Annotated in this window: 17 protein-coding genes; 11 read left to right on the top strand and 6 right to left on the bottom strand. The window is 39.7% G+C overall.

All coding sequences use genetic code 11. The features are described from left to right. The first annotated feature begins 28 nt into the window (after window positions 1-28). Entirely contained in the window at window positions 29-1420 is a 1392-nt protein-coding gene (locus tag LREU_RS08625) for an APC family permease (protein ID WP_375341266.1), read from the top strand. 80 nt (window positions 1421-1500) lie between these two features. On the opposite strand, the gene LREU_RS08620 is transcribed toward LREU_RS08625, so the two are convergent. From LREU_RS08620 to LREU_RS08605, 4 genes are all read right to left on the bottom strand, one after another. Continuing rightward, on the bottom strand, window positions 1501-1968 hold the full coding sequence (locus LREU_RS08620; RefSeq protein WP_003664851.1) for a Dps family protein: 468 nt from the start codon (window positions 1966-1968) through the stop codon (window positions 1501-1503). A gap of 142 nt (window positions 1969-2110) precedes the next feature. Then, window positions 2111-4774 (bottom strand): HAD-IC family P-type ATPase, encoded by a 2664-nt coding sequence (locus tag LREU_RS08615; RefSeq protein WP_003669048.1) that lies wholly within the window; start codon window positions 4772-4774, stop codon window positions 2111-2113. A 235-nt stretch (window positions 4775-5009) separates the two neighbouring features. Beyond that, on the bottom strand, window positions 5010-5921 hold the full coding sequence (locus LREU_RS08610) for a proline-specific peptidase family protein (protein ID WP_003669047.1): 912 nt from the start codon (window positions 5919-5921) through the stop codon (window positions 5010-5012). A 100-nt stretch (window positions 5922-6021) separates the two neighbouring features. Further along, entirely contained in the window at window positions 6022-8424 is a 2403-nt protein-coding gene (locus LREU_RS08605; protein ID WP_003669046.1) for a Xaa-Pro dipeptidyl-peptidase, read from the bottom strand. A 139-nt stretch (window positions 8425-8563) separates the two neighbouring features. On the opposite strand from LREU_RS08605, the gene LREU_RS08600 reads away from it, so the two are divergent. The 5 genes from LREU_RS08600 to LREU_RS08580 all read left to right on the top strand — a co-directional run bounded on the left by LREU_RS08600 (window position 8564) and on the right by LREU_RS08580 (window position 13759). Next, entirely contained in the window at window positions 8564-9655 is a 1092-nt protein-coding gene (locus LREU_RS08600; protein ID WP_011953564.1) for an ABC transporter ATP-binding protein, read from the top strand. Further along, the gene (locus LREU_RS08595; RefSeq protein WP_003669044.1) at window positions 9655-10461 is read left to right on the top strand and encodes an ABC transporter permease; all 807 of its coding nucleotides are present in this window, start codon (window positions 9655-9657) and stop codon (window positions 10459-10461) included. Before LREU_RS08600 ends, LREU_RS08595 begins: the two co-directional genes overlap by 1 nt. Further along, entirely contained in the window at window positions 10461-11279 is an 819-nt protein-coding gene (locus tag LREU_RS08590; protein ID WP_003669043.1) for an ABC transporter permease, read from the top strand. Before LREU_RS08595 ends, LREU_RS08590 begins: the two co-directional genes overlap by 1 nt. Continuing rightward, a complete protein-coding gene (locus LREU_RS08585) occupies window positions 11276-12349 on the top strand; it encodes an ABC transporter substrate-binding protein (protein WP_003669042.1) in 1074 nt (357 codons plus the stop codon). Before LREU_RS08590 ends, LREU_RS08585 begins: the two co-directional genes overlap by 4 nt. Window positions 12350-12466: 117 nt before the next feature. Beyond that, window positions 12467-13759 (top strand): hypothetical protein, encoded by a 1293-nt coding sequence (locus tag LREU_RS08580; protein ID WP_011953563.1) that lies wholly within the window; start codon window positions 12467-12469, stop codon window positions 13757-13759. Between the two features lie 80 nt (window positions 13760-13839). On the opposite strand, the gene LREU_RS08575 is transcribed toward LREU_RS08580, so the two are convergent. After that, window positions 13840-15144 (bottom strand): MFS transporter, encoded by a 1305-nt coding sequence (locus LREU_RS08575; protein WP_003669040.1) that lies wholly within the window; start codon window positions 15142-15144, stop codon window positions 13840-13842. A 175-nt stretch (window positions 15145-15319) separates the two neighbouring features. After that, window positions 15320-16711, bottom strand: a complete 1392-nt coding sequence (locus tag LREU_RS08570) for an APC family permease (protein ID WP_003669038.1) — start codon at window positions 16709-16711, stop codon at window positions 15320-15322. A 128-nt stretch (window positions 16712-16839) separates the two neighbouring features. Here LREU_RS08570 and LREU_RS08565 point away from each other — a divergent pair, with 128 nt between their 5' ends. From LREU_RS08565 to LREU_RS08545, 5 genes are read left to right on the top strand one after another with little or no spacing between them, the layout of a single operon-like run. Then, window positions 16840-17250: a bis(5'-nucleosyl)-tetraphosphatase gene (locus tag LREU_RS08565; RefSeq protein WP_011953562.1), complete on the top strand. Its 411-nt coding sequence runs from the start codon at window positions 16840-16842 to the stop codon at window positions 17248-17250. A 6-nt stretch (window positions 17251-17256) separates the two neighbouring features. Next, window positions 17257-17829, top strand: coding sequence for a guanylate kinase (locus LREU_RS08560; RefSeq protein WP_003669035.1), 573 nt, complete (start codon window positions 17257-17259; stop codon window positions 17827-17829). A 39-nt stretch (window positions 17830-17868) separates the two neighbouring features. Next, entirely contained in the window at window positions 17869-18306 is a 438-nt protein-coding gene (locus LREU_RS08555) for a Fur family transcriptional regulator (protein WP_003669033.1), read from the top strand. A 59-nt stretch (window positions 18307-18365) separates the two neighbouring features. Then, a complete protein-coding gene (locus LREU_RS08550) occupies window positions 18366-18845 on the top strand; it encodes a hypothetical protein (RefSeq protein WP_003669032.1) in 480 nt (159 codons plus the stop codon). A gap of 18 nt (window positions 18846-18863) precedes the next feature. Continuing rightward, window positions 18864-19703 carry a DUF6681 family protein gene (locus tag LREU_RS08545; RefSeq protein ID WP_003669030.1) on the top strand — a complete coding sequence of 280 codons (840 nt, stop codon included), beginning with the start codon at window positions 18864-18866 and terminating at the stop codon, window positions 19701-19703. Window positions 19704-19716: the final 13 nt, after the last annotated feature.

Here is a 19716-nt window from a genome sequence, read left to right as displayed (position 1 = left end):
ATTATAAATTTTATGTGGGGTGGTCATTATCAGTAATCAAAAATCAGTACCTAAAAAGCTATCTTTCATCTCAATTTACTTTTTAGGGATTAATGGAGTAATTGGCTCAGGAACATTTTTACTGCCATCTGTTATTTATCGGTACATGAACTTATCGGCTGTAGCAGTTTTGCTATGTACAGCAATAACCGTCTCATTGATCGCCCTATGTTATGCCGATCTTTCTAGTCGTTTTACCGGCTCAGGGGCAGCGTGGCTTTATTCTTATCATGCATTTGGAAGATTCACCGGTTATGAGCTAGGAATTTTTACCTGGTTCTTAGGTTGCTGTACTCTTTCAGCGGAAATTGTTGCCTTATTAACTACCCTCAAGAGTTTTTTGCCAATCTTTAATCGGCCGCTTATCTATGGGGTCGCTGCTTTTGGCTTAATTGTGCTCTTTGCGGTTATTAATTTCTTCGGTCGCGGTCTTGTTAAACTGGTTAATAATGTATCAGCGGCTGCGAAGATTCTTACGCTGATCATCTTTATTGTCGTTGGGGTCTTCTTTATCCATAAAGCTAACTTCTCACCAGTGATTCCCCAAGCAGCTTTAAAGGGACCAATGCCATTTATTCATCACTTTGGAGAAGCCTTTACTCCGATCTTTTATCTTTTTACTGGTTTTTCATTTTTACCAATTGCTGCTAAGCAAATGAAGAATCCAGAAAAGAATATTCCTCGGGTGTTAATTGCAGTCATGGTTAGTGTAACTATTTTGGATGCATTGATGATGACCATTGCTGTTGGACTTTCCGGGACTAAATTAGGCGGTTACTCGACACCACTGGCTAATGCTTTGGGAGGTGCCCTTGCGAAGGGACTCGGAACCACTATTGGTAAGTGGGGATATGCCTTTATTATTTTCGGGATGCTTGTAAGTATCTTTGGGGTTGCCTTTTCAGCTTCGTTTAACACGCCATCGTTAATTGCTTCAATGGCCAATGAACATGGCATGTTGCCAAAGTTTATTGGGAAGAAGAATAAGCATGATGCTCCATGGGTCGGAATTTTATTAACATCCATCCTCTCTGCTTTATTCGCTACCCAGAGTTATCTCTTCTTGGTTAGTTGTACAGTCTTAGCCTCATTCATTCAATATGTTCCCTCGATTCTTGCCGTCATTAAATTTGAACATAGTAACGAATATCCAACACACGGTTTCAAATTACCCGGGAAATATCTTATCCCCATTTTTGCATTGTTAGTTTCTTGTTACATGGTTACCAATTTTACGGCTAAGACCCTGCTTGTCGGAACTGTCATCGCCATTCTTGCCGCGGCAGCCTACTTCTTTATCAAGAAAGATCGTAGTTATGAAGAAAAGCATATGAAATGGCTTGATGACTTGCGATTAAAAGATGAAAAAAAGAACTCCTAGATAACCAGAAAAAATAATTTTTAGACAATAAATCGGCACCAAACGTTCGAATTTCGATTCGTTTGGTGCCGATTTTACTATTAATTATCAATTTCTGGTGCCTGATCTAATTCTGCTTGCAGCATCCAGATCTTCTTTTCGATTGCCGTCTTAAAACCAATGAAGATATCTTGGGTCGAATAATCTTTTTCAATATCAGTCACTTCAATTCCATGCTGATAAAGGTCCTCAAGATAACGATAACCAGCGACTAAATGTGCGAGTCGTTCTGGTGTTGTTTTATCAAAGTTTCCTGGCCAGTCTTTAATTTTCGTATGGGTTGCGATTTCTTTAAGGGTCGAATAAGGTTCACCGTCGAGAGTTAATAATCGTTCAGATATTACATCAAGTTGATCGTTGATTTCATCCATAAATTGGTCCATTAATGGGTGAAGCTTTAGAAAGTTAGTGCCACGCATATACCAGTGAGTTTGATGAATTATCATTGCCATTTGACTCAGATCAGCAACTAATTGATTAAGTGTTTCTTTGGTTTCTTGGTATTTCATGATAAGACTCCTTTTCTATGTGTTAGGTGTATCATATCAGATTTTATAATGCGCTTACATAGATTTGGTTGAAACATTACGAAAGCTTATGAATTAAAAAACGACACTGAAGAAGATGAAATCTAATTCAGTGTCGTTAATTTTATCGTCGATTTAGACGGAAACGAATCATTTTATCGGATTCAGTACATAAGAAGATTAAGCAAGAGAAGACAATTACTGCTAACCATTCCAGCAAACTAATTCCGGTCACGTGGAAGGCCGCCTGCATAAATGGAACGTAGGTGAAGATCAATTGGAAGAGAATCATCAATCCAATAACGCCCCAGGCTTTCTTGCCAATATTTCCAACTTCTTTTAGCCCATATCGTTCAGTTCGAATGCTGAAGAAGTAGAAGGCCTTACTAATAACAATGGTATTAACCATCATTGTTGTAGCATTGACAACGTCTGCCCCAGCACTGATGAACCATTCGTAACCAATTAAGGCGAACAGCGCCATTAAGGCTGAGACATAACCCATCTGGATTAAATCATGCCGATTCATTAATCGTTGGGTCACTGGACGAGGATTGCGATCCATGATGCCCTTTTCTGCTTTTTCAAAGACGAACGCAAACTGGATAGTGATTGCGGCGATTAAGTTAATCCACAATAACTGCGCCGGTTGAAGGGGAACTTGCTGACCGGTAAGAATGGAGAAGGCAACCACTAATCCTTCCGCAAAGGAGGTTGGTAATAAGAATAAGATACTCTTTTTGATATTATCGTAAATTCGCCGACCTTCTTTGATAACAGCCGCCATTACCGCAAAGTTATCATTTCCTAAGATCATGTCAGCAGCATCTTTAGCGACGTCCGTTCCCTTGATCCCCATTGAAATTCCAATATCGGCTTTCTTTAAGGCGGGGGCATCGTTAACTCCATCCCCAACCATCGCGGTGATCTTTTGCCGGTTTTGGAGCGCTTCAATAATTTCAAGCTTGTTTTGTGGAGTCGTCCGCGCAAAGACTTGGTTATTTAAAGCGGCCTCTTCTCGTTCACTGGCAGAAAGTTTATCCCATTCTGCACCTGTGATTGCGTTGATTGGGCCTGTTGATAATCCTAGTTGCTTACCGATTGCACGGGCAGTTTGCGGGTCATCCCCTGTAATCATTTTAACGGAAACACCAGCACGGTTCATTTGCTTTAACGCAACGATCACTTCTTCGCGTGGTGCGTCTTGAAGAGCAGCTAAGCCAAGTAAGTGAATTCCCCTGTAGAGGTGGTCATGTTCGACTTCCATTAGGTTTTCGCCATTAACTGGTTGATAGCCGACTGCAATAACTCGTTTTCCGGCTTTGGACCAGTCATCTACCCGTTGTTGCCACTTGGCAGTATCAAATTGTGGATCTTCCTTTGCGGCCATTTCAAAGAGCTTATCTGGAGATCCTTTAACAAAGATTACTTGTTGTTTATCTTCCGGATCACGAGTTAATTCAGCGATATAACGGTAATCAGAATCAAATGGAAGGAGGTCAACTGCTTTATATGGCGATTGATATTTAGCCCCAAACGCTTTGTGGTAAAGAGTTAAGAAGGCTCCATCGGTTGGTTCACCATTAATATGCCAGGTGCCGTCTTCATCAGTTAAAACCGTATCATTTGCTTGGTATCCAGCCTCTAAGAAAAGTTTGAGCTGCTCTGTCAGTTGGGCTGGTTTGCCATTTAAGAGAATCTCACCCTCAGGAGCATAACCAGTTCCAGTAACCGTGTAGTGTTTATCGCCGACCCATAACTCAATGGCAGTCATTTCGTTTTTGGTAAGGGTTCCTGTTTTATCAGTAGCAATAACATCGACCGAGCCTAATGTTTCAACAGCAGGCATTGATTTGATAATCGTCTGATGCTCTTTGGCCATTTTGCTAATACCAAAGGCTAAGATAACAGAGGTGATTGCAGGCAAACCTTCTGGGATTGCACCAACTAACATTGCCACGACTGCGAGCGCAAGGGCAGGCAAGGAGTAAATTTCGAGGAAGAAACCGACAACGAAAACAATCACTGAGGCAGTAATCGTAATGTAAGAAACGACTTTTCCAACATGGTCAATTTCTTTAGTTAATGGGGTCTTCTTTGGCTTGATTTGCGCAACTTCCTGTGAAATCTTACCAATTTCGGTTTGTTCACCAGTTGCGACTACAATTCCTAGACCACTTCCGCTTGTAACTGAAGTCGAAGCATATGCCATATCAACACGATCAGCGAGGGGAACGTCTTGGTCGGTAATTGCTTCATCAGTTTTGATAACCGAATTGGTTTCACCGGTTAAAGCTGATTCCTCAATTCGTAAGTTATCAGCTGAGACAATCCGTAAGTCAGCTGGTACATTATCACCGGCTTCGAGGAAAACAACATCCCCACGGACAAGATCCGCGGCATCAATATCTTGTCGTTTACCATCCCGGTAGACGGTGGCATGTTGCGCCATCATCTCTTTGATTTTGGCGAGGGCATTCGCGGCACTTGATTCTTGGAAATAACCAATGAGCGCGTTTAGAATGATAACCGCCCCGATAACAATCGCATCAGTATAGTGACCAATTAAAATGGTCAGTAAAGTAGCGGCTAATAAAATGTAGATAACAATATTGTTAAACTGGCGTAAGAAGAGTTTCCACTTTGGCGTTGGTTTTACTTCAATGATATTACGTCCTTCATCAGCAAGCCGTTTTTCGACAGCTTGGGTTGATAAACCGTGAGTAAAATCAGTTAATTGGTATTCTTTCTTTATTTCGTCAGTTGTTAGTTGATAATTTTCTTTCATTTTTCCCCTTAAATATATAAATTGAGTAAAGTAACTAATGCTTAAAGGTCCCACACCTTAAGCGAACAACATCAGTGAAGCCGTATTAAGTTTTTGCTTTAATCATTCCTTCGTATTTATCGTATAAATATCGTACCATATTCATTTAATATTTTAGTTCTAGTTAAGATATTTTTAAAATATGATTCATGAATTATTAATAAAAAGACCGAGAAACGTTTCCTCGGCCTTTTTATTAATTATTAAACGTATTATTTTCAACATTCCGAATAAAGTCAGCGAGGTGCTTGTAATAAACATCAGGGTTATCTACCATGTGGTGGTGACCACCATCGGGAGTAGTAACTAGCTGTGAATTTGGAATGAGACTATTCATTGTCTTAGCAGTTTCGATTGGCATCGTTTCATGTTCACCAAATGTAATTAAAGTTGGCACCTTAATATTCTTCAATTGATCACGGAAATGCCAGTCTTTGAGCTTACCGGTAATCACAAATTCGTTATCACCTTGGAAGACGTTGTAAACCGCCGTGCCACCAAGGTCTTTAAGATGATAAAGCTTGGATGGCTGCTTCCGGTCAACGTATTGTTCATTCATTACTTGAACGTATTCTTGATACTTAGGATTACTGTAATCATTCTTGGCTTCGCATTCTTTCATAAAGGCAACCGCTTCTGGAGAAAGAGTCTTTTCCCGTAATTCATTAACTCGGTCGACATATTCATCAATTTCGTCAACCATTGAAGAAATAATTGCGCCTTTAAGATGTTGCCCATACTTAACAGCGTATTCTTGAACTAAAAGGCCACCCCAACTTTGACCGATAAGATAGAAATTGTCTAAGCCAAGTTTTTCTCGTACTTCATCTACTTCATCAAGGAAATATTCGTAAGTAAGGTACTTCTTAGCAATCTCAGGATCAGAAAAATCAGGTTGATCAGAATAGAGTGAACCTAATTGATCATACATTGTTACCTGAACGTTAAGACCTTGCTTCTTTAATTGTTCAGCAGCGTCTTCCCAGTATTCATGATTGCCACCAGGACCCCCATGCAAAGCCAATAAATGAATATCACCTTCACCTTGGGTATTCGTCCATAGATGATAGCCGTTATCAAGGGTAATAATTTTAGTGCCTTGTTTCATTCTCGAATCTCTCCTTTTTATTAGTAATACTAACTATTTTACCGCAATTAGCTGAATTCTGCTAAAACTAGTTTTAATGCGTTGTCTTTTTAGTGAGCATTTAGTTCAAAATAGTAACACCTGGAATACTAAGATGACAGCCATTCAGCGCTAATTGATATTCAATCCGTTCGTTGCCACGAAGCGTGTATTCGTAATCAGTGCTATAAATAATGATCCCTAATTGATGACCAGCTACAATTCGGTGGAAAATTGGTTGAAGATCAAACTTAACAGTGACAAATTGATTAGCGGCTAATTCATCAACTTGTGCTGGATTGTTTCGATTTTGCAAATTGATATGCCCACTTGCGATTACCTTATAATTAGTTGCTTCTTTTGCTAATTTAAATTCACGAAGATCATCTGTCTTCCAGTGATAACCTAGCTCAAGACCATTACGATTAAACAGAACAGGCGACATTGTAAGGCGTTTGCTGCTGCCAAGGTCAACAAGCCGGGCACTAATCATTCCATAATTTTTCGAAGAAGCTACTTTTAAGGTGACAGTCGGTGTTCCGCGGAGAAGCGTATCATCATTAAATACAGCAGTTACAAAGCGCCGACTAAATTGACCGTTATCCTTCACGAGTGCCTTTGCCCATGCTTGGGGTTGTTTACACCATTGAAGGTACTTTTCTTCTGGTTGTTGGTCATTAAAGCTTTGGATTCCTAGTCCGGGCAAATTCGTTAGACGATGGTCGTTAAATTGGTACTGTTTCTGTTCGCCCGCCGTCCATTGATCATATGCGATCCAAGTTTCGGGGGTGCTATTGTCTTGCACAAGAACGCTTGGCAACGTATCATCAGCCTGATTTTCTTGTCCCCAGAGCTTATTAGCAAGCCAGAGATTAACCATGTCAGAGAAATCTAATGAACGAAAGGCATTGATATAAATATGTTGTCCTTGGTGAAGGATGAGTTTGCTTGTAATTGGCAGACTTTGAATACCGTCATAAAGTGCCTTAACATTGCTAGGACGGACGTTGGTATCATTAAGGCCATGCACCATCATCACAGCAGCTTTGATGTTTTCGAGATCATGCCGGTAATTGCGGTGGTCCCAGAATTCATTATAATTACCAGTTGTTCGATCCATTGCTCCTTGCATTTTAGCAATATATTTATCATTTACTTTTTCAATTCGGCGGTAGTCTGCGGGACGTTTGGTTCGACTGAATGTTTCATCGGCTAAAACGTCTGCGTCTTCCCCTTGAAAGCCACCCGGTGCGCGGACAAGGCCATTTTCCCGATAATAGTCATACCAGCTGGAAATGGCCGCTTCACTAATAATTGCTTCGAGGCCTGGTACACCAGTGGTTGCGACAGCGGTGGCTAAAGTGCCGAGATATGAGCGTCCTGTCATTGCGACTTTACCATTACACCAGGTCGCCTTGATTGTGGTACCGCTATGACGGTCAGTAAAGGCTTGCCGATCACCATGAAGCCACTCGACGACAGCCTTCATCGCATCAGTCTGTTCTGGAGAACCACACGTTTGCAGACCGTCCGAATCTTTGGTACCAATTCCGGCTGAATAAACAACCGCATAACCACGGGCAGCGAGGTAATTATTTAGCGTGTATGCTGGCGTGGTACTAAACGTCTCAGTAGCTTGCCGGCTTTCGCCAGTAACTTTTTGGCGTGAAAAGTCAGTCGGAAATTTTTCTTCAGTCGGGGCCTGATAATCAGGATCCTTATGCTTCAAAGGAAGATTGACGTTATGCGTTGCTTTTTCGCCCCATTCGTCGTTTGTTCCTTGATTATAAGGACTAGCAGTAAAGACAACGGGAACTTTTAAGCCATGGTCTGACTCAATTGGCCGCATAATTTCTGCTTTAACTAAATCTGCTTTACCATCAAAATCGGTATCCATATCGGTCTCAATGTAAACAACCTCACGAATGAATTTAGCAGGATCAAAACTAGCAAGCGGCTTCCCATTGAAAAAGAACGGTTTTTGTTCAGCTGGAAGTTGGTAACTCCAAGCCATAAAGCCCTCTGCCGTTAAATGATCAATAAGCGATTGACCATTTTTGTTATGAGTATTTAAAAGAAGGTAAAAAGCATCGATAACGTTTGCGGTTGTCCATTTTTGATGTGATTCGACTGGCAAGCCAATTTTCTTAACTGTAGCAAGGGAAGCTGTAATGTCAAAATCAACTGCGGCCTCAAAATCGAGTAGTTGGAGAGCGACGAGGTAAAATACTTCATCGGTTAATATTTGATTTTGGTCAAACCAATCATCAAGAGCAAGGTCAGGGGTAGCTAAGAGGTCATGAAGCCACTGTTTAGTGACGATCGGCTGGGCACTTGCCATATGAATGCGTGCTAAGAAAGTTTCAAACATTGCGTTCGGTGTCAAAGTTTGTTCTTCGTTTTTCCGAAGCAAGTGAATCTGCATTAATTCTTGGCGCCGTGCTTGTGGTGTAGTTGAAGTAATACTAAATTGATTGATTTTCATCTGGAACACCTCGTATAAAATTTGATATATTAATTATCGCACTTTTATAATAATTTGCTTAGGATAAACAGTGTTGCGATTTAAGGCGTATACTTTATACTAAGACTTAGTTTAAAAAATGATGATTGGGGAAACGCTGATGGTAAAAAACATAATGGAATTTCAGCATGTAAGTAAACAGTATGATGATAACGTTGTGTTGCGTGATATAAGCTTTGAAATTGAGGCCGGTAAATTCTATACCTTATTAGGACCATCGGGATCAGGAAAGACAACAATTTTGCGCTTAATTGCTGGTTTTGATCATCCTAGTAGCGGGAAAATTTATTTTGATGGAAAGCAAATCAATGATATTCCCGCCAATCAACGGCAAGTCAATACCGTCTTTCAAGATTACGCCCTTTTCCCTCATATGAATGTGGCAGAAAACGTTGCCTTTGGATTACAGATTAAGGGTGTCAAAAAAGCGGAAATTAAACAACGCGTAAAAGAAGCTTTGCACCTGGTTCAATTAGATGGCTATGGTGATCGGGAAATTACCGCAATGTCTGGTGGACAAAGACAGCGAGTTGCTATTGCCCGGGCAATAGTTAATAAGCCGAAAGTACTATTGTTGGATGAAGCCTTATCTGCGTTGGACCATAAGTTACGAGTTCAAATGCAGACCGAATTGCGGCAATTACAACGGCGGCTAGGGATTACTTTTATCTTTGTTACCCATGACCAAGAAGAAGCATTAGCCATGAGTGACCAGATTATGATTATTAATGATGGTAAGATTCAGCAGAGTGGGACCCCCGTTGATATTTATGATGAACCACTTAACCATTTTGTGGCTGATTTTATCGGCGAAAGCAATATTGTTCCAGGCATTATGAAAAAAGACTATGTAGTTTCAATCAATGGTCAAGACTTTGATTGTGTTGACGCGGGGATGAAACCAAACGAAAAGGTTGAAGTTGTCATCCGGCCAGAAGATCTTGACATTACGACGGTTGAAAAAGGAAAATTAGTCGGCACCGTTGAAACCCAGCTTTTCCGTGGCGTTGATTATCAAATTACGGTGATTGACCAACGTAACCATAAGTGGAAAATCAATTCTATTCATAAAACAAAGGTCGGGGCTAAAGTAGGGATTACATTTGATCCCGAAGATATTCACGTTATGCGGTATAACGAAAGTGAAGAAGATTTTGATGCTCGCCTTGATAGCTATGAGGAGGGGGACTAATGCGGCAAAAAGCGATGTTTATCGTCCCATATGCATTGTGGATTATCCTATTTGTGATTGCTCCATTGGTATTGATACTTTATCAATCATTTTTTAATATCAATGGCCAGCTGACCCTTAATAACTATGCTGAATATCTGACATCAGGTGTTTATCTTAAGATGACGCTTAATTCTGTTTGGTATGCCTTTTTGATTACCCTTGTGACATTAGTGATTAGTTATCCCACTGCTTATGTTTTGAATAGATTGCCTAACAAGCAGTTTTGGCTATTGCTGGTAATTTTGCCAACATGGATCAACTTATTATTGAAGACGTATGCGTTTATTGGCTTGTTTAGTCGAACCGGGACAATTAACGGTTTCCTCCAGTTTATGGGCCTTGGGAGTCATCAGCTTTTGTTCACGGATGCCAGTTTTATGTTTGTGGCTGCTTATATTGAAATTCCGTTTATGGTGTTGCCGATTTTCAATAACCTGGCTGAAATTAACCCGTCACTAATAAATGCTAGCTATGACTTGGGCGCTACTCATTGGCAAACCTTTCGTCGGGTGATTTGGCCGCTTTCTATGCCGGGAGTAAAAGCTGGAATTCAGGCAGTTTTTATTCCATCGCTTTCACTCTTTATGATTACCCGCTTGATTGGTGGAAATCGTGTAATTACTTTAGGGACTGCGATTGAAGAACATTTCCTCACAACGCAAAATTGGGGAATGGGTTCAACGATTGGGGTGGTGCTGATTATCGCAATGTTTATTATTATGTTTATGACTGGTGATAAGAAACAGAAAGGAGGACGCCATTAATGAAAAAGCAGCGATGGTCATGGGGAAAAGCATACCTGGCATTAGTTTTTGTGATCTTATATGCGCCAATTTTGTATCTAGTTGTTTTTTCCTTTAGCAGCGGACAAACAATGGAAAAATACCATGGCTTTTCTTGGCAACACTATGCGGATTTGCTTGCGGATACGCGAATGATTACCATTGTTATCAATACCTTGTTAGTAGCATTTTTGGCGTCACTATTAGCAACGATTATCGGAACATTAGGAGCCTTGGCAATTAAGGATGCACGGCGCCCGTGGAAGAATAGTTTATTATCCTTAAATAATGTTTTAATGGTCTCGCCCGATGTAATTATTGGGGCAAGCTTTTTAATCTTTTTCACCATGCTGGGGGTAAGACTAGGCTTTGTCTCAGTCCTCTTAAGCCATATTGCCTTTTGTATCCCGATTGTTGTTTTAATGGTTTTGCCAAAATTAAATGAAATGTCTCCAACATTAGTAGATGCTGCCTATGATTTAGGGGCCAGTCGCTGGCAAGTTCTTTCCCGGGTAATCCTTCCATCAATTGCCCCGGGTATTTTTGCGGGCTATTTTATGGCTTTTACTTATTCACTTGATGACTTTGCTGTGACCTTCTTTGTTACTGGAAATGGCTTCTCAACGTTATCGGTGGAAATATATTCGCGGGCGCGGCAAGGAATCAATCTTGAAATCAATGCCCTCTCTACGTTGATGTTTATTGTTTCACTTCTGTTAGTAATTGGCTATTACCTTATTAGTAAACGGGGCGGTCGACGGACACGGATTGTGGCTGTTAAAGAGGGGGATGCACAATGAAAAAGATATTTACTGCGTTCCTCGCGATTGTCGTTATTTGTATCTTGCTAGCGCTTGGGGACGTTGCTTTTAACCAGCAAAAAACTGGTGGTGGTAAACAAACACTGACCATTTACAATTGGGGAGACTATATTGACCCAGCATTGATAACGAAATTTGAACATCAAACTGGCTATCATGTTGATTATGAAACCTTTGATAGCAACGAATCAATGTTAACCAAGATTCGGCAAGGTGGGACTAATTATGATGTCGTTGTGCCAAGTGAATACACTGTTCAACGGATGAAAAAGGAGCATTTAATTGCACCTCTTAACCATCGGAAATTACCTAACCTTAAGTATATTGATCCGCAATTCTTAAATCGTTCTTTTGACCCCGACAATCGTTATTCTGTGCCATACTTTTGGGGAACGTTAGGTATTATCTATAATGATCAAAAAGTAAATGGCAAAGACGTCCAACATTGGGAACAACTTTGGAATCCGCGTTTAAAGAATAATGTCATGTTGATTGATAGTGCACGGGATGTGTTTGCGGTTGCCCTTATTACTCAGCATCATTCTGTTAATACGACCAACTACCAGCAGTTGAAGCTTGCGCAGGCCCATTTAAAGCAGTTGACGCCCAATGTAAAAGCGATTATTGCTGATGAGATGAAGATGTACATGGAGCAAAATGAAGCAGCCGTGGGTGTGACCTATTCTGGTGACGCGCGCGAAATGATGAATATTAATCCGCACCTTCACTATGTTGTGCCAAGCGAAGGGAGCAATATATGGTTTGATAACATGGTGATCCCTAAAGCAGCACGTAATAAAAAGGCGGCTTACGAATTTATTAACTTTATGTTAGATCCCCAAAACGCGGCTCAAAATGCTCAATACGTTGGATACGCGACACCAAATAAAGCGGCTAAAAAAGAATTACCCAAGAAAATTACCGATGACAAAGCTTTCTATCCTCCTGAAACAACGATGAAGCATTTGCAAGTATATCGTGATTTGCCATTACGCGTTTTAGGCGAATATAATGATTTGTTTTTAGAATTTAAGATGTTTGCTAAATAGTTATAAAAAAGAATCGGACTCTTGGCATTAAAAATCATGTTAGGAGTCCTATTCTTTTTCTTTTATAAGGGGATGTGGTTTACTAAAAATAAAAGGCAAAATGATCGGAGGCTGCTTATGAAGAAAATTTTAGCAATTAACCATGAATTTGTTGCTCGAAGCTATATTCTATTTCCAACGTTGCTATTTGCATTCTCTATCATTGCTCATGCAAATATAATCACATTTGTTTGGCCGTTCATTTTTGTTTACACCGTTGAAAAAGTAATGCCCTTTATTCTCGATGGACGCCTAAATTTAGCTTCTTGGTCTGGTGTTACTAAGTTTTGTTCAGTTATTGCTTTTATTGGGGGAGTCCTTGCTTCTATTGGGATTTATTTTCGATTTGAGTGGCTTGCTAGCTTGGCGGCGATCTTGATCGGTTTTGGCGTGACGGGGTTAAAATTGCTGGGCGATCCCAATAAGGAAATTTCCGAGATTGATTTGAAGCGAGTAAATGTTATCGCGGGCTTTAGTGTAATTATCGGACTGATCGCTCTCGGGATTTTACTGATGAAGCTGCCGTTAGTTGTCGGTTTTGTTTTTTATACTTTTTTCCTGGGCCTTGAAGTTATTTACGCTTACGTTGTTGTTAAACGAGATAAGACACCATTGGATTTAAAATTCTCTTTTAATTTAAAAACGGCTTTTCCTGCCATCGCCGTGCTTACCGTTGTTTTTATTATTAGTTTCTTTAAGAAGACGGGGCGAATTTCTGATTTTAGTTGGGCCCTAATCGTGCTAGCAATTATTGGGATTATTCTTGAACTACGAAATATTCTGGGACAACCTTTTAAACTATTTCGTATTTGGCTCGGAGCGATCAAGAATTATGTCATTATCTATACTTTACTATTTGCTTTTCAACAGAATAAAGCTTATTGGATTTTCATTGTCTTTATCGAATTGATGCTTTCGGGAATGTTAGTGGGCGCATTGAGTCCTAAATTGCAAAAGCTTCCATTAACTACTCGCTATAAAACCGCCCTTATCTGTCTTACTCTTGGCTTATTCTTAACGTATACCGATTACCTATATTTGCTTGGAACAGCTATAACAGTCTTTTGTGCCATCTTATTAGGAAAGTGGGCACGAAAACAAGTTCCCGATAAATATAGCAGTATTGATCAAAAACTATCCGTATTTGGTTCGCTTTGTAATCAAATTATTTTATTTGGTGCTTTGGAATTAATTTCATATTTTCAACTTGATAATAAGAGTGCGCTCCTTATCCCGTATATCGATCACCAACAGGAGCTGCAATATAGTCGCGAGATGTTTTACTTGCGAGTCAGCATGATTACTTTATTTGTTATTACTGGTATTTTTGTGATTTATCATGATCGTAAGTATTTATTTGTTAAAAATTGATTAGTCTATTGGATTGATGTTTAAAACTAAAAATGGTCGGTGAAAAATTTAAAATTTTCCCGGCCATTCTATTATTAATGTTAAATATATTTTGGTGAAGTTTCAGGTGCCCATAAAAGACAGATAGTACCACCTATAAGTAAAACAAGAGTACAAACTAGCATTGCTAAAATGGGACCGCCAAGATGAGTTAAGATTGGTAATAAGAATGTTCCACTAGCAGCCCCAAAACGACTGATAGTGATACAAGTACCAACTCCACTGGCTCGAACCTTAACATCAAATAGTTCTGTTGGATATGGATAATCAAGGACAAGTCCTGAAGATAAGACTATCGCAAAGATCGCAAAAACGCTAATTTGGAAGAAAGATGAAAAGTTATTGCCAATTATTAATAAGATAAGGGCTGCTGCTGAAAGGAAAAATGTTCTTACCAAAAACATCCGCCTGCTAAGAATCTTGAAGATTAAACTACCGAAAATTACGCCGATAAGGACGCAACTATTATAGATAATCCCAGAGAGGTTGTTATTACCAAGATCCATACTTTTTAGGAGAATTGGTAAGAAGATACTGATACCGAAAAATGAAAATGCCTGACAAGCATAGAATAAGCCACCAACAATGGTTTTTCGGCGATAAGGGGGATTAAAGAGGGTTTTAAGAGAGACAGCTTTTGGTTTTTTACTACGAATTTGTTTTAATGATAATCCCCATTTTTTCCCAAGGTGTTTTTGAATTAGTTTTTGAGCAGTTTTATTCTTACCTTGACTTGCTAACCAGCTCGGGGATGCCGGAATCCGGAAGATTGACCGATAGATTGCAGCCATCAGTCCTGGAACGACACTTGATGCAAGGATAACTTGCCAATTATGAGTGCCAAACCCTGTTATTAAAATTCCTGCAATGTATGAAGTAATAAAGCCAATTGTCCAGTAAACGATTAGTTGGCTCTGTAGGCGGCCGCTTTCTTTTACTGGTAACCATTCTACCAATAGAGCATTCCCAACAGTATAGTCAATAGCAATCATTAAACCGATTAAAATCCGTAAGATAAACAGGATAACAAGATTCATTGTTGCTAATTGCAAAAGAGAAAATATAGAAAAAAGATACATATCGAGCATCAACATTCTTCGTCGGCCAAATTGGTCAGCGATTTTACCCATTAAAGCACTCCCAGCAAGTCCAATTAAACTCCCAGCACCAATTAGGCCAACCCAAAAGTCGGGGATATTGATATAATCAGTTGCTTGGGAAAGTGCGGTTCCACTAATTCCAAGAGCAAAACCACAAGCAATTTGTCCAAGAGCGAGGGCAAAATATATTCGAAAGTGAATTGATGATAAAGGTGCTTTTTTGTAATTCTTCTTTGTATATTCCATAAAAAATTAGGCATATGTGATCAAAATTTGGCCTAACTAATTGATTCCTCCTTGTGAATAAAAAAAGTAAGTAATACTACCTTAACAAAAAAATGGTATTTAATGCAAATTGCTGTTTCAAATAAAAAAGAGAGTAAGAAAAAATCAATCTCACTCTCTGCTTAACTTTTTGCTATTAATTCTTATCTGCTAACTTACTGTGCCAGTAGCCGTAAGTGAAGTAGATGACAATTCCAATTCCAAACCAAATCGCTGCGCCAATGTACGTTTCTTTTTGCAACTGGGTCATCATGCCAAGGCAGGCAAGACCAGAAAGAATTGGAAGAACAGGGTAGAGGGGAACCTTAAAGCCCCCACGATTACCGATATCCTTTCGCTTACGAAGCGGAATAATTCCAAATGAAACGAGCATGAAAGCAAACAAGGTTCCGATGTTAACTAAACTTGTAAGTTGATCAAGAGAAACAAGTCCGCCCATGATAGCGATAATAATCGCCACGATCCATAATGCAATTTGTGGCGAGTGACTTTTTTCATCAAGCTTGCCTAAGAATGAAGGAAGCAGACCGTCACGACCAATTGCATAGATCAAACGAGAACTAGAATAGATCATCGAAACCATCATTGTGAACATTCCGATCAAAGCCCCAATTGATAATAATTCTGCCAACCAGTCTTGATGAACCATCTGTAAGGCGAATGCCACTGGATTAGCAACATCAAGTTTGGTGTACTTAACCATCCCAGTTAGGACTACGGCAACACCAGTATATAAGATGGTTGCAACAGCAAGTGTCCCAATAATTCCCAGCGGCATATTCCGTTTAGGATTCTTAACTTCGGCGGCTGAACTAGAAACACAGTCGAACCCAAGATAAGCAAAGAAACCAATCGTTGCCCCGTGAATAACACCCTTCATGTGGTATGGAAGGAATGGATGGTAATTTTTGGGCTTGATGAAGAAGAAACCAACAATAATAAAGATCAAGATAATTGCAATCTTAAGGAAAACAGCAATGTTGTTGATACGCAGTGAAGATTGCATCCCCCGTGCAAGCATTACTGTAATTAAAAGAACAATTACAACCGCCACGATATTTATGTAGGTACCATGGGCTGGATCAAATGGACCTGAGAGTGCTTTAGGAAGATGAATACCAAATCCTTCAAGTAATGTATTGAAGTAGGCTGCCCAACCTGTAGAAACAGATGCAACAGCTAACATGTATTCAAGAACTAATGCCCATCCAAGCAACCAGCCAAGGAATTCACAAAACACTACATTTCCGTACGAGTATGCACTCCCAGCAACTGGTAATGCAGAAGCAAACTCAGCATAACACATTGCAGCTAGCGCACAGACAATCGCTGAAAACAGAAATGACAATGACACTCCTGGTCCAGCTGAATTTGCGGCAATTGTTCCAGGGAGAATGAAAATCCCAGTACCAATAACAGTACCGATCCCAATTGCCATGAGATCACGAGCATTCATTGATTTAACGAAAAGCTTGTCTTCACCAAGATACCGATCGAGACTTTCTTTTCGCATAATGTTTAAGCTCATCTTTAACCCACCTTTGCTATAATAAATTGTACGTGCCGAAATGGTTCGTCACGTTTATAATTAATAATGATACCTTAGTTAATATTAAAAGTAAATTAGAGAAATTTAATTACAAAAGAGGGATAAAAATGGCAATAGAAGTTACTAGTGGAGCAGTTGTATATCGTCAAGGCGAAAACGGGATCGAGTATTTACTCTTAGAAAGTCAAAATAAGGGACACTTCTGGGGCTTCCCCAAAGGTCACGTTGAAGGCGATGAATCACTAGAAGAAACAGCAATTCGTGAAATAAAAGAAGAAACGCAATTAGAATTACCAATTGATACAAGTTTTAAGGTGTATACCGAATACGACTTACCAAATGGCAATCATAAGCAAATGACCCTTTATACTGCCGAGTTAAATAACAAAGAAGACATTCATCTGCAAGCAGAAGAGATTAAGAATTGTGGATGGTTCAATTATCAAGATGCTCGTGAACGGTTAACCTACGAGAATTTAAAAGAACTGTTAGATCAAGTTAACGATCATTTAAAATAAACAATTATGAAAAATAATAAGTATGTGTTTATTGTGACAGGGGCAGCGGGGTCCGGCAAAACAACGGTCGCTAACTACCTACAAGATCATTATGATATGCACCGGGTAATTACCCATACGACCCGGCTGCCACGTCCGGGAGAACAAGATGGGGTAGACTATCATTTTGAAACACCATCTTCCCTGAAGAAACTCCATTTGCTTGAGCAAGTCACTTATGACCAATTTCAATACGGTTCTTCATTAGAAGGCTTAGCAGAAGGATGGGAACAAGGAAAAAATGACGTGATTGTTCTTGACACAGCTGGCGCGATTACTTACCATCAACAACTTGGTGCCCAAGCAGTAATTATTTTCTTGACCGTTACCCATATGGCTTCTTTAGCTAAGCGAATGACACTGCGGGGCGATAAATTGAGTGCAATTCATTCTCGCTTGCATAGCAAAGAGTACCACCGTGATCTTGCCCTGCCAGCGGCTTTAAAAGGGATCGCGCATGTCGTAGTTAACGACCAGTGGAAAAATACCAAACAACAAATAGATGTAATTGTTAGGCAGATATTATCCAAAAAGAACTAAAATATGTTACAATATCATCTCTAATCGGGAGGGAAAATATTGGAGAAATTAATTGATCAAGCACAGACCATTATTAAAGATCATCATTTGCGGTGGACTAAGCAACGTAAAATGATGATTGAATCAGTTGCGCGACACCCTGATCGTTACTTTAATATTGTAGAAATTGACCAATATCTTCGAGAACAATTCCCTGGATTAAGTCACGATACTATTTATCGAAATTTCAAAGAATTTGAGAAACTGGGTATTGTCGAATTGCGTCAACATCATGATCAGATGCAGGTTAAATATTCATGTGATTTTACGCATCACCATCATTTTATTTGTGATATTTGCGGACGAGTTCAAGAGATTCAAATGCCACCAATTGATAAGAAATTCTTTGAAAAGCAGTTGCCAGGAGTTAAAATCACTGGGCATCGTTTTGAATTGCACGGAATATGTGCCCAATGCCAGAAAAAATCTTTACAATAAATTCATATTTATTGGGCCAGTTTTCGTGTATTATATACTCTGGAAAAGGAGAATGAGACATGGGAGCAAAGATACCGCCATTAGTAACCCCCTTTGCACTTGTATCATTGGTACTTGCGTTGGGTGCCACCAATGTAGTGGTTAACAAGGCAACGCATACTTCTGAAGGTGCAAAAGTAACATCAGTATCAACAAGTCGCCAATTTCAGCAATCAGGTGATGACGAAAGCAATCAATCAAGTCGGAATTCACAAAGCGATCGTGATAATGATGATGATGAAAGTGCAAGTAGCTCATCAACTACCCGGACAAGTAATAGCAACAATACAGCGAATGATACTGGGGATACTAATCAAACTACACGGTCAGCAGGAAACACTGGCACAGAAACATCGACAAATCGATCAGCAAATACAAATGAAAGTACGAGTGCTAATCGAAACAGTACCTCACAATCAACTGGTACAACAACTAACAATAATACAACGACACAGGACACGACTGGTGGTAATACTACCGGAACAACTACGACTGAATGATAAGGAGGCGGGTTATTAATGTTTAGTTTTCTTGATATGATTAACTCGTCATTGAGTTACTTTAACCTTGATGTAAAGTTAAAGAGTCGTATTTATATCATTATTGCTTCACTAGGCGATATTTATTTAGTTTATGTTACGTTCCGACTCTTTATGAATCATGTTTGGCTACGGGCATTGTTATATGGCTTAGCAGTGATTGGATTAACATATTTTATCTATCTTAATTTCGTCTTTTACTTTCTTGAGAAGACTTCACGATTTGATTTTATTTCACCGCGTGTCGCAAAGATTACTGGTCAAAAATTTGAGGACGGCAAAGCTAAGACCCCTCTTGATGCACAACAACGACTAGCGGCAGAATTGGCAAACCGGTCAAATGGCTTGTTTGCTAATGCCGACACGATCCCAGCAGCAGTAGCAATTGACGAACATGAACAGCATAATTTACAACGTGTTGTTGACCAACTATTAATGGAGGGTGTGTTTGTTAACGGCTATGATGGCCTGAGTGAAAAAGAAATCGTTGAACAATATCAGGCAACTGAAAAACCAGTTACGGCTTTGAATTCACAATCTGTTCCGCCATACTTTGAATTGGTTCATGATGAGTTGCGACACCGTCTTGAAATTTATATCGGGATGAATCAAATGGAACGACGCCCGGTTGGTCATATTACCAAAATCGGCCTAACCGATGTCCATACTGCTCATGATAAGTATCAATTGTATCTTGCAGCAGTAGTTGTTACTGGGGGCCCGAATAAGATTGCAGGGCGAAGCGGCTCAACAATTTTAACGGAAGAAGATTATGGACTACAAGTTCAAGTAGCTTATAAACAACGAAATAATGCTTAAAAGAAGCTGAGAT

Origin of the sequence: Limosilactobacillus reuteri subsp. reuteri (assembly GCF_000016825.1) — a bacterium.
Classification (GTDB): Bacteria; Bacillota; Bacilli; order Lactobacillales; family Lactobacillaceae; genus Limosilactobacillus; species Limosilactobacillus reuteri.
This window is presented reverse-complemented; position numbering and strand designations above follow the sequence as displayed.

Excerpts from the sequence above, each read along its gene's own strand:
- LREU_RS08620 (WP_003664851.1), bottom strand. The coding sequence starts at position 1,968 with ATGAAATACCAAGAAACCAAAGAAACACTTAATCAATTAGTTGCTGAT.
- LREU_RS08615 (WP_003669048.1), bottom strand. The coding sequence starts at position 4,774 with ATGAAAGAAAATTATCAACTAACAACTGACGAAATAAAGAAAGAATAC.
- LREU_RS08610 (WP_003669047.1), bottom strand. The coding sequence starts at position 5,921 with ATGAAACAAGGCACTAAAATTATTACCCTTGATAACGGCTATCATCTA.
- LREU_RS08605 (WP_003669046.1), bottom strand. The coding sequence starts at position 8,424 with ATGAAAATCAATCAATTTAGTATTACTTCAACTACACCACAAGCACGG.
- LREU_RS08600 (WP_011953564.1), top strand. The coding sequence starts at position 8,564 with ATGGTAAAAAACATAATGGAATTTCAGCATGTAAGTAAACAGTATGAT.
- LREU_RS08595 (WP_003669044.1), top strand. The coding sequence starts at position 9,655 with ATGCGGCAAAAAGCGATGTTTATCGTCCCATATGCATTGTGGATTATC.
- LREU_RS08590 (WP_003669043.1), top strand. The coding sequence starts at position 10,461 with ATGAAAAAGCAGCGATGGTCATGGGGAAAAGCATACCTGGCATTAGTT.
- LREU_RS08585 (WP_003669042.1), top strand. The coding sequence starts at position 11,276 with ATGAAAAAGATATTTACTGCGTTCCTCGCGATTGTCGTTATTTGTATC.
- LREU_RS08580 (WP_011953563.1), top strand. The coding sequence starts at position 12,467 with ATGAAGAAAATTTTAGCAATTAACCATGAATTTGTTGCTCGAAGCTAT.
- LREU_RS08575 (WP_003669040.1), bottom strand. The coding sequence starts at position 15,144 with ATGGAATATACAAAGAAGAATTACAAAAAAGCACCTTTATCATCAATT.
- LREU_RS08570 (WP_003669038.1), bottom strand. The coding sequence starts at position 16,711 with ATGAGCTTAAACATTATGCGAAAAGAAAGTCTCGATCGGTATCTTGGT.
- LREU_RS08565 (WP_011953562.1), top strand. The coding sequence starts at position 16,840 with ATGGCAATAGAAGTTACTAGTGGAGCAGTTGTATATCGTCAAGGCGAA.
- LREU_RS08560 (WP_003669035.1), top strand. The coding sequence starts at position 17,257 with ATGAAAAATAATAAGTATGTGTTTATTGTGACAGGGGCAGCGGGGTCC.
- LREU_RS08550 (WP_003669032.1), top strand. The coding sequence starts at position 18,366 with ATGGGAGCAAAGATACCGCCATTAGTAACCCCCTTTGCACTTGTATCA.
- LREU_RS08545 (WP_003669030.1), top strand. The coding sequence starts at position 18,864 with ATGTTTAGTTTTCTTGATATGATTAACTCGTCATTGAGTTACTTTAAC.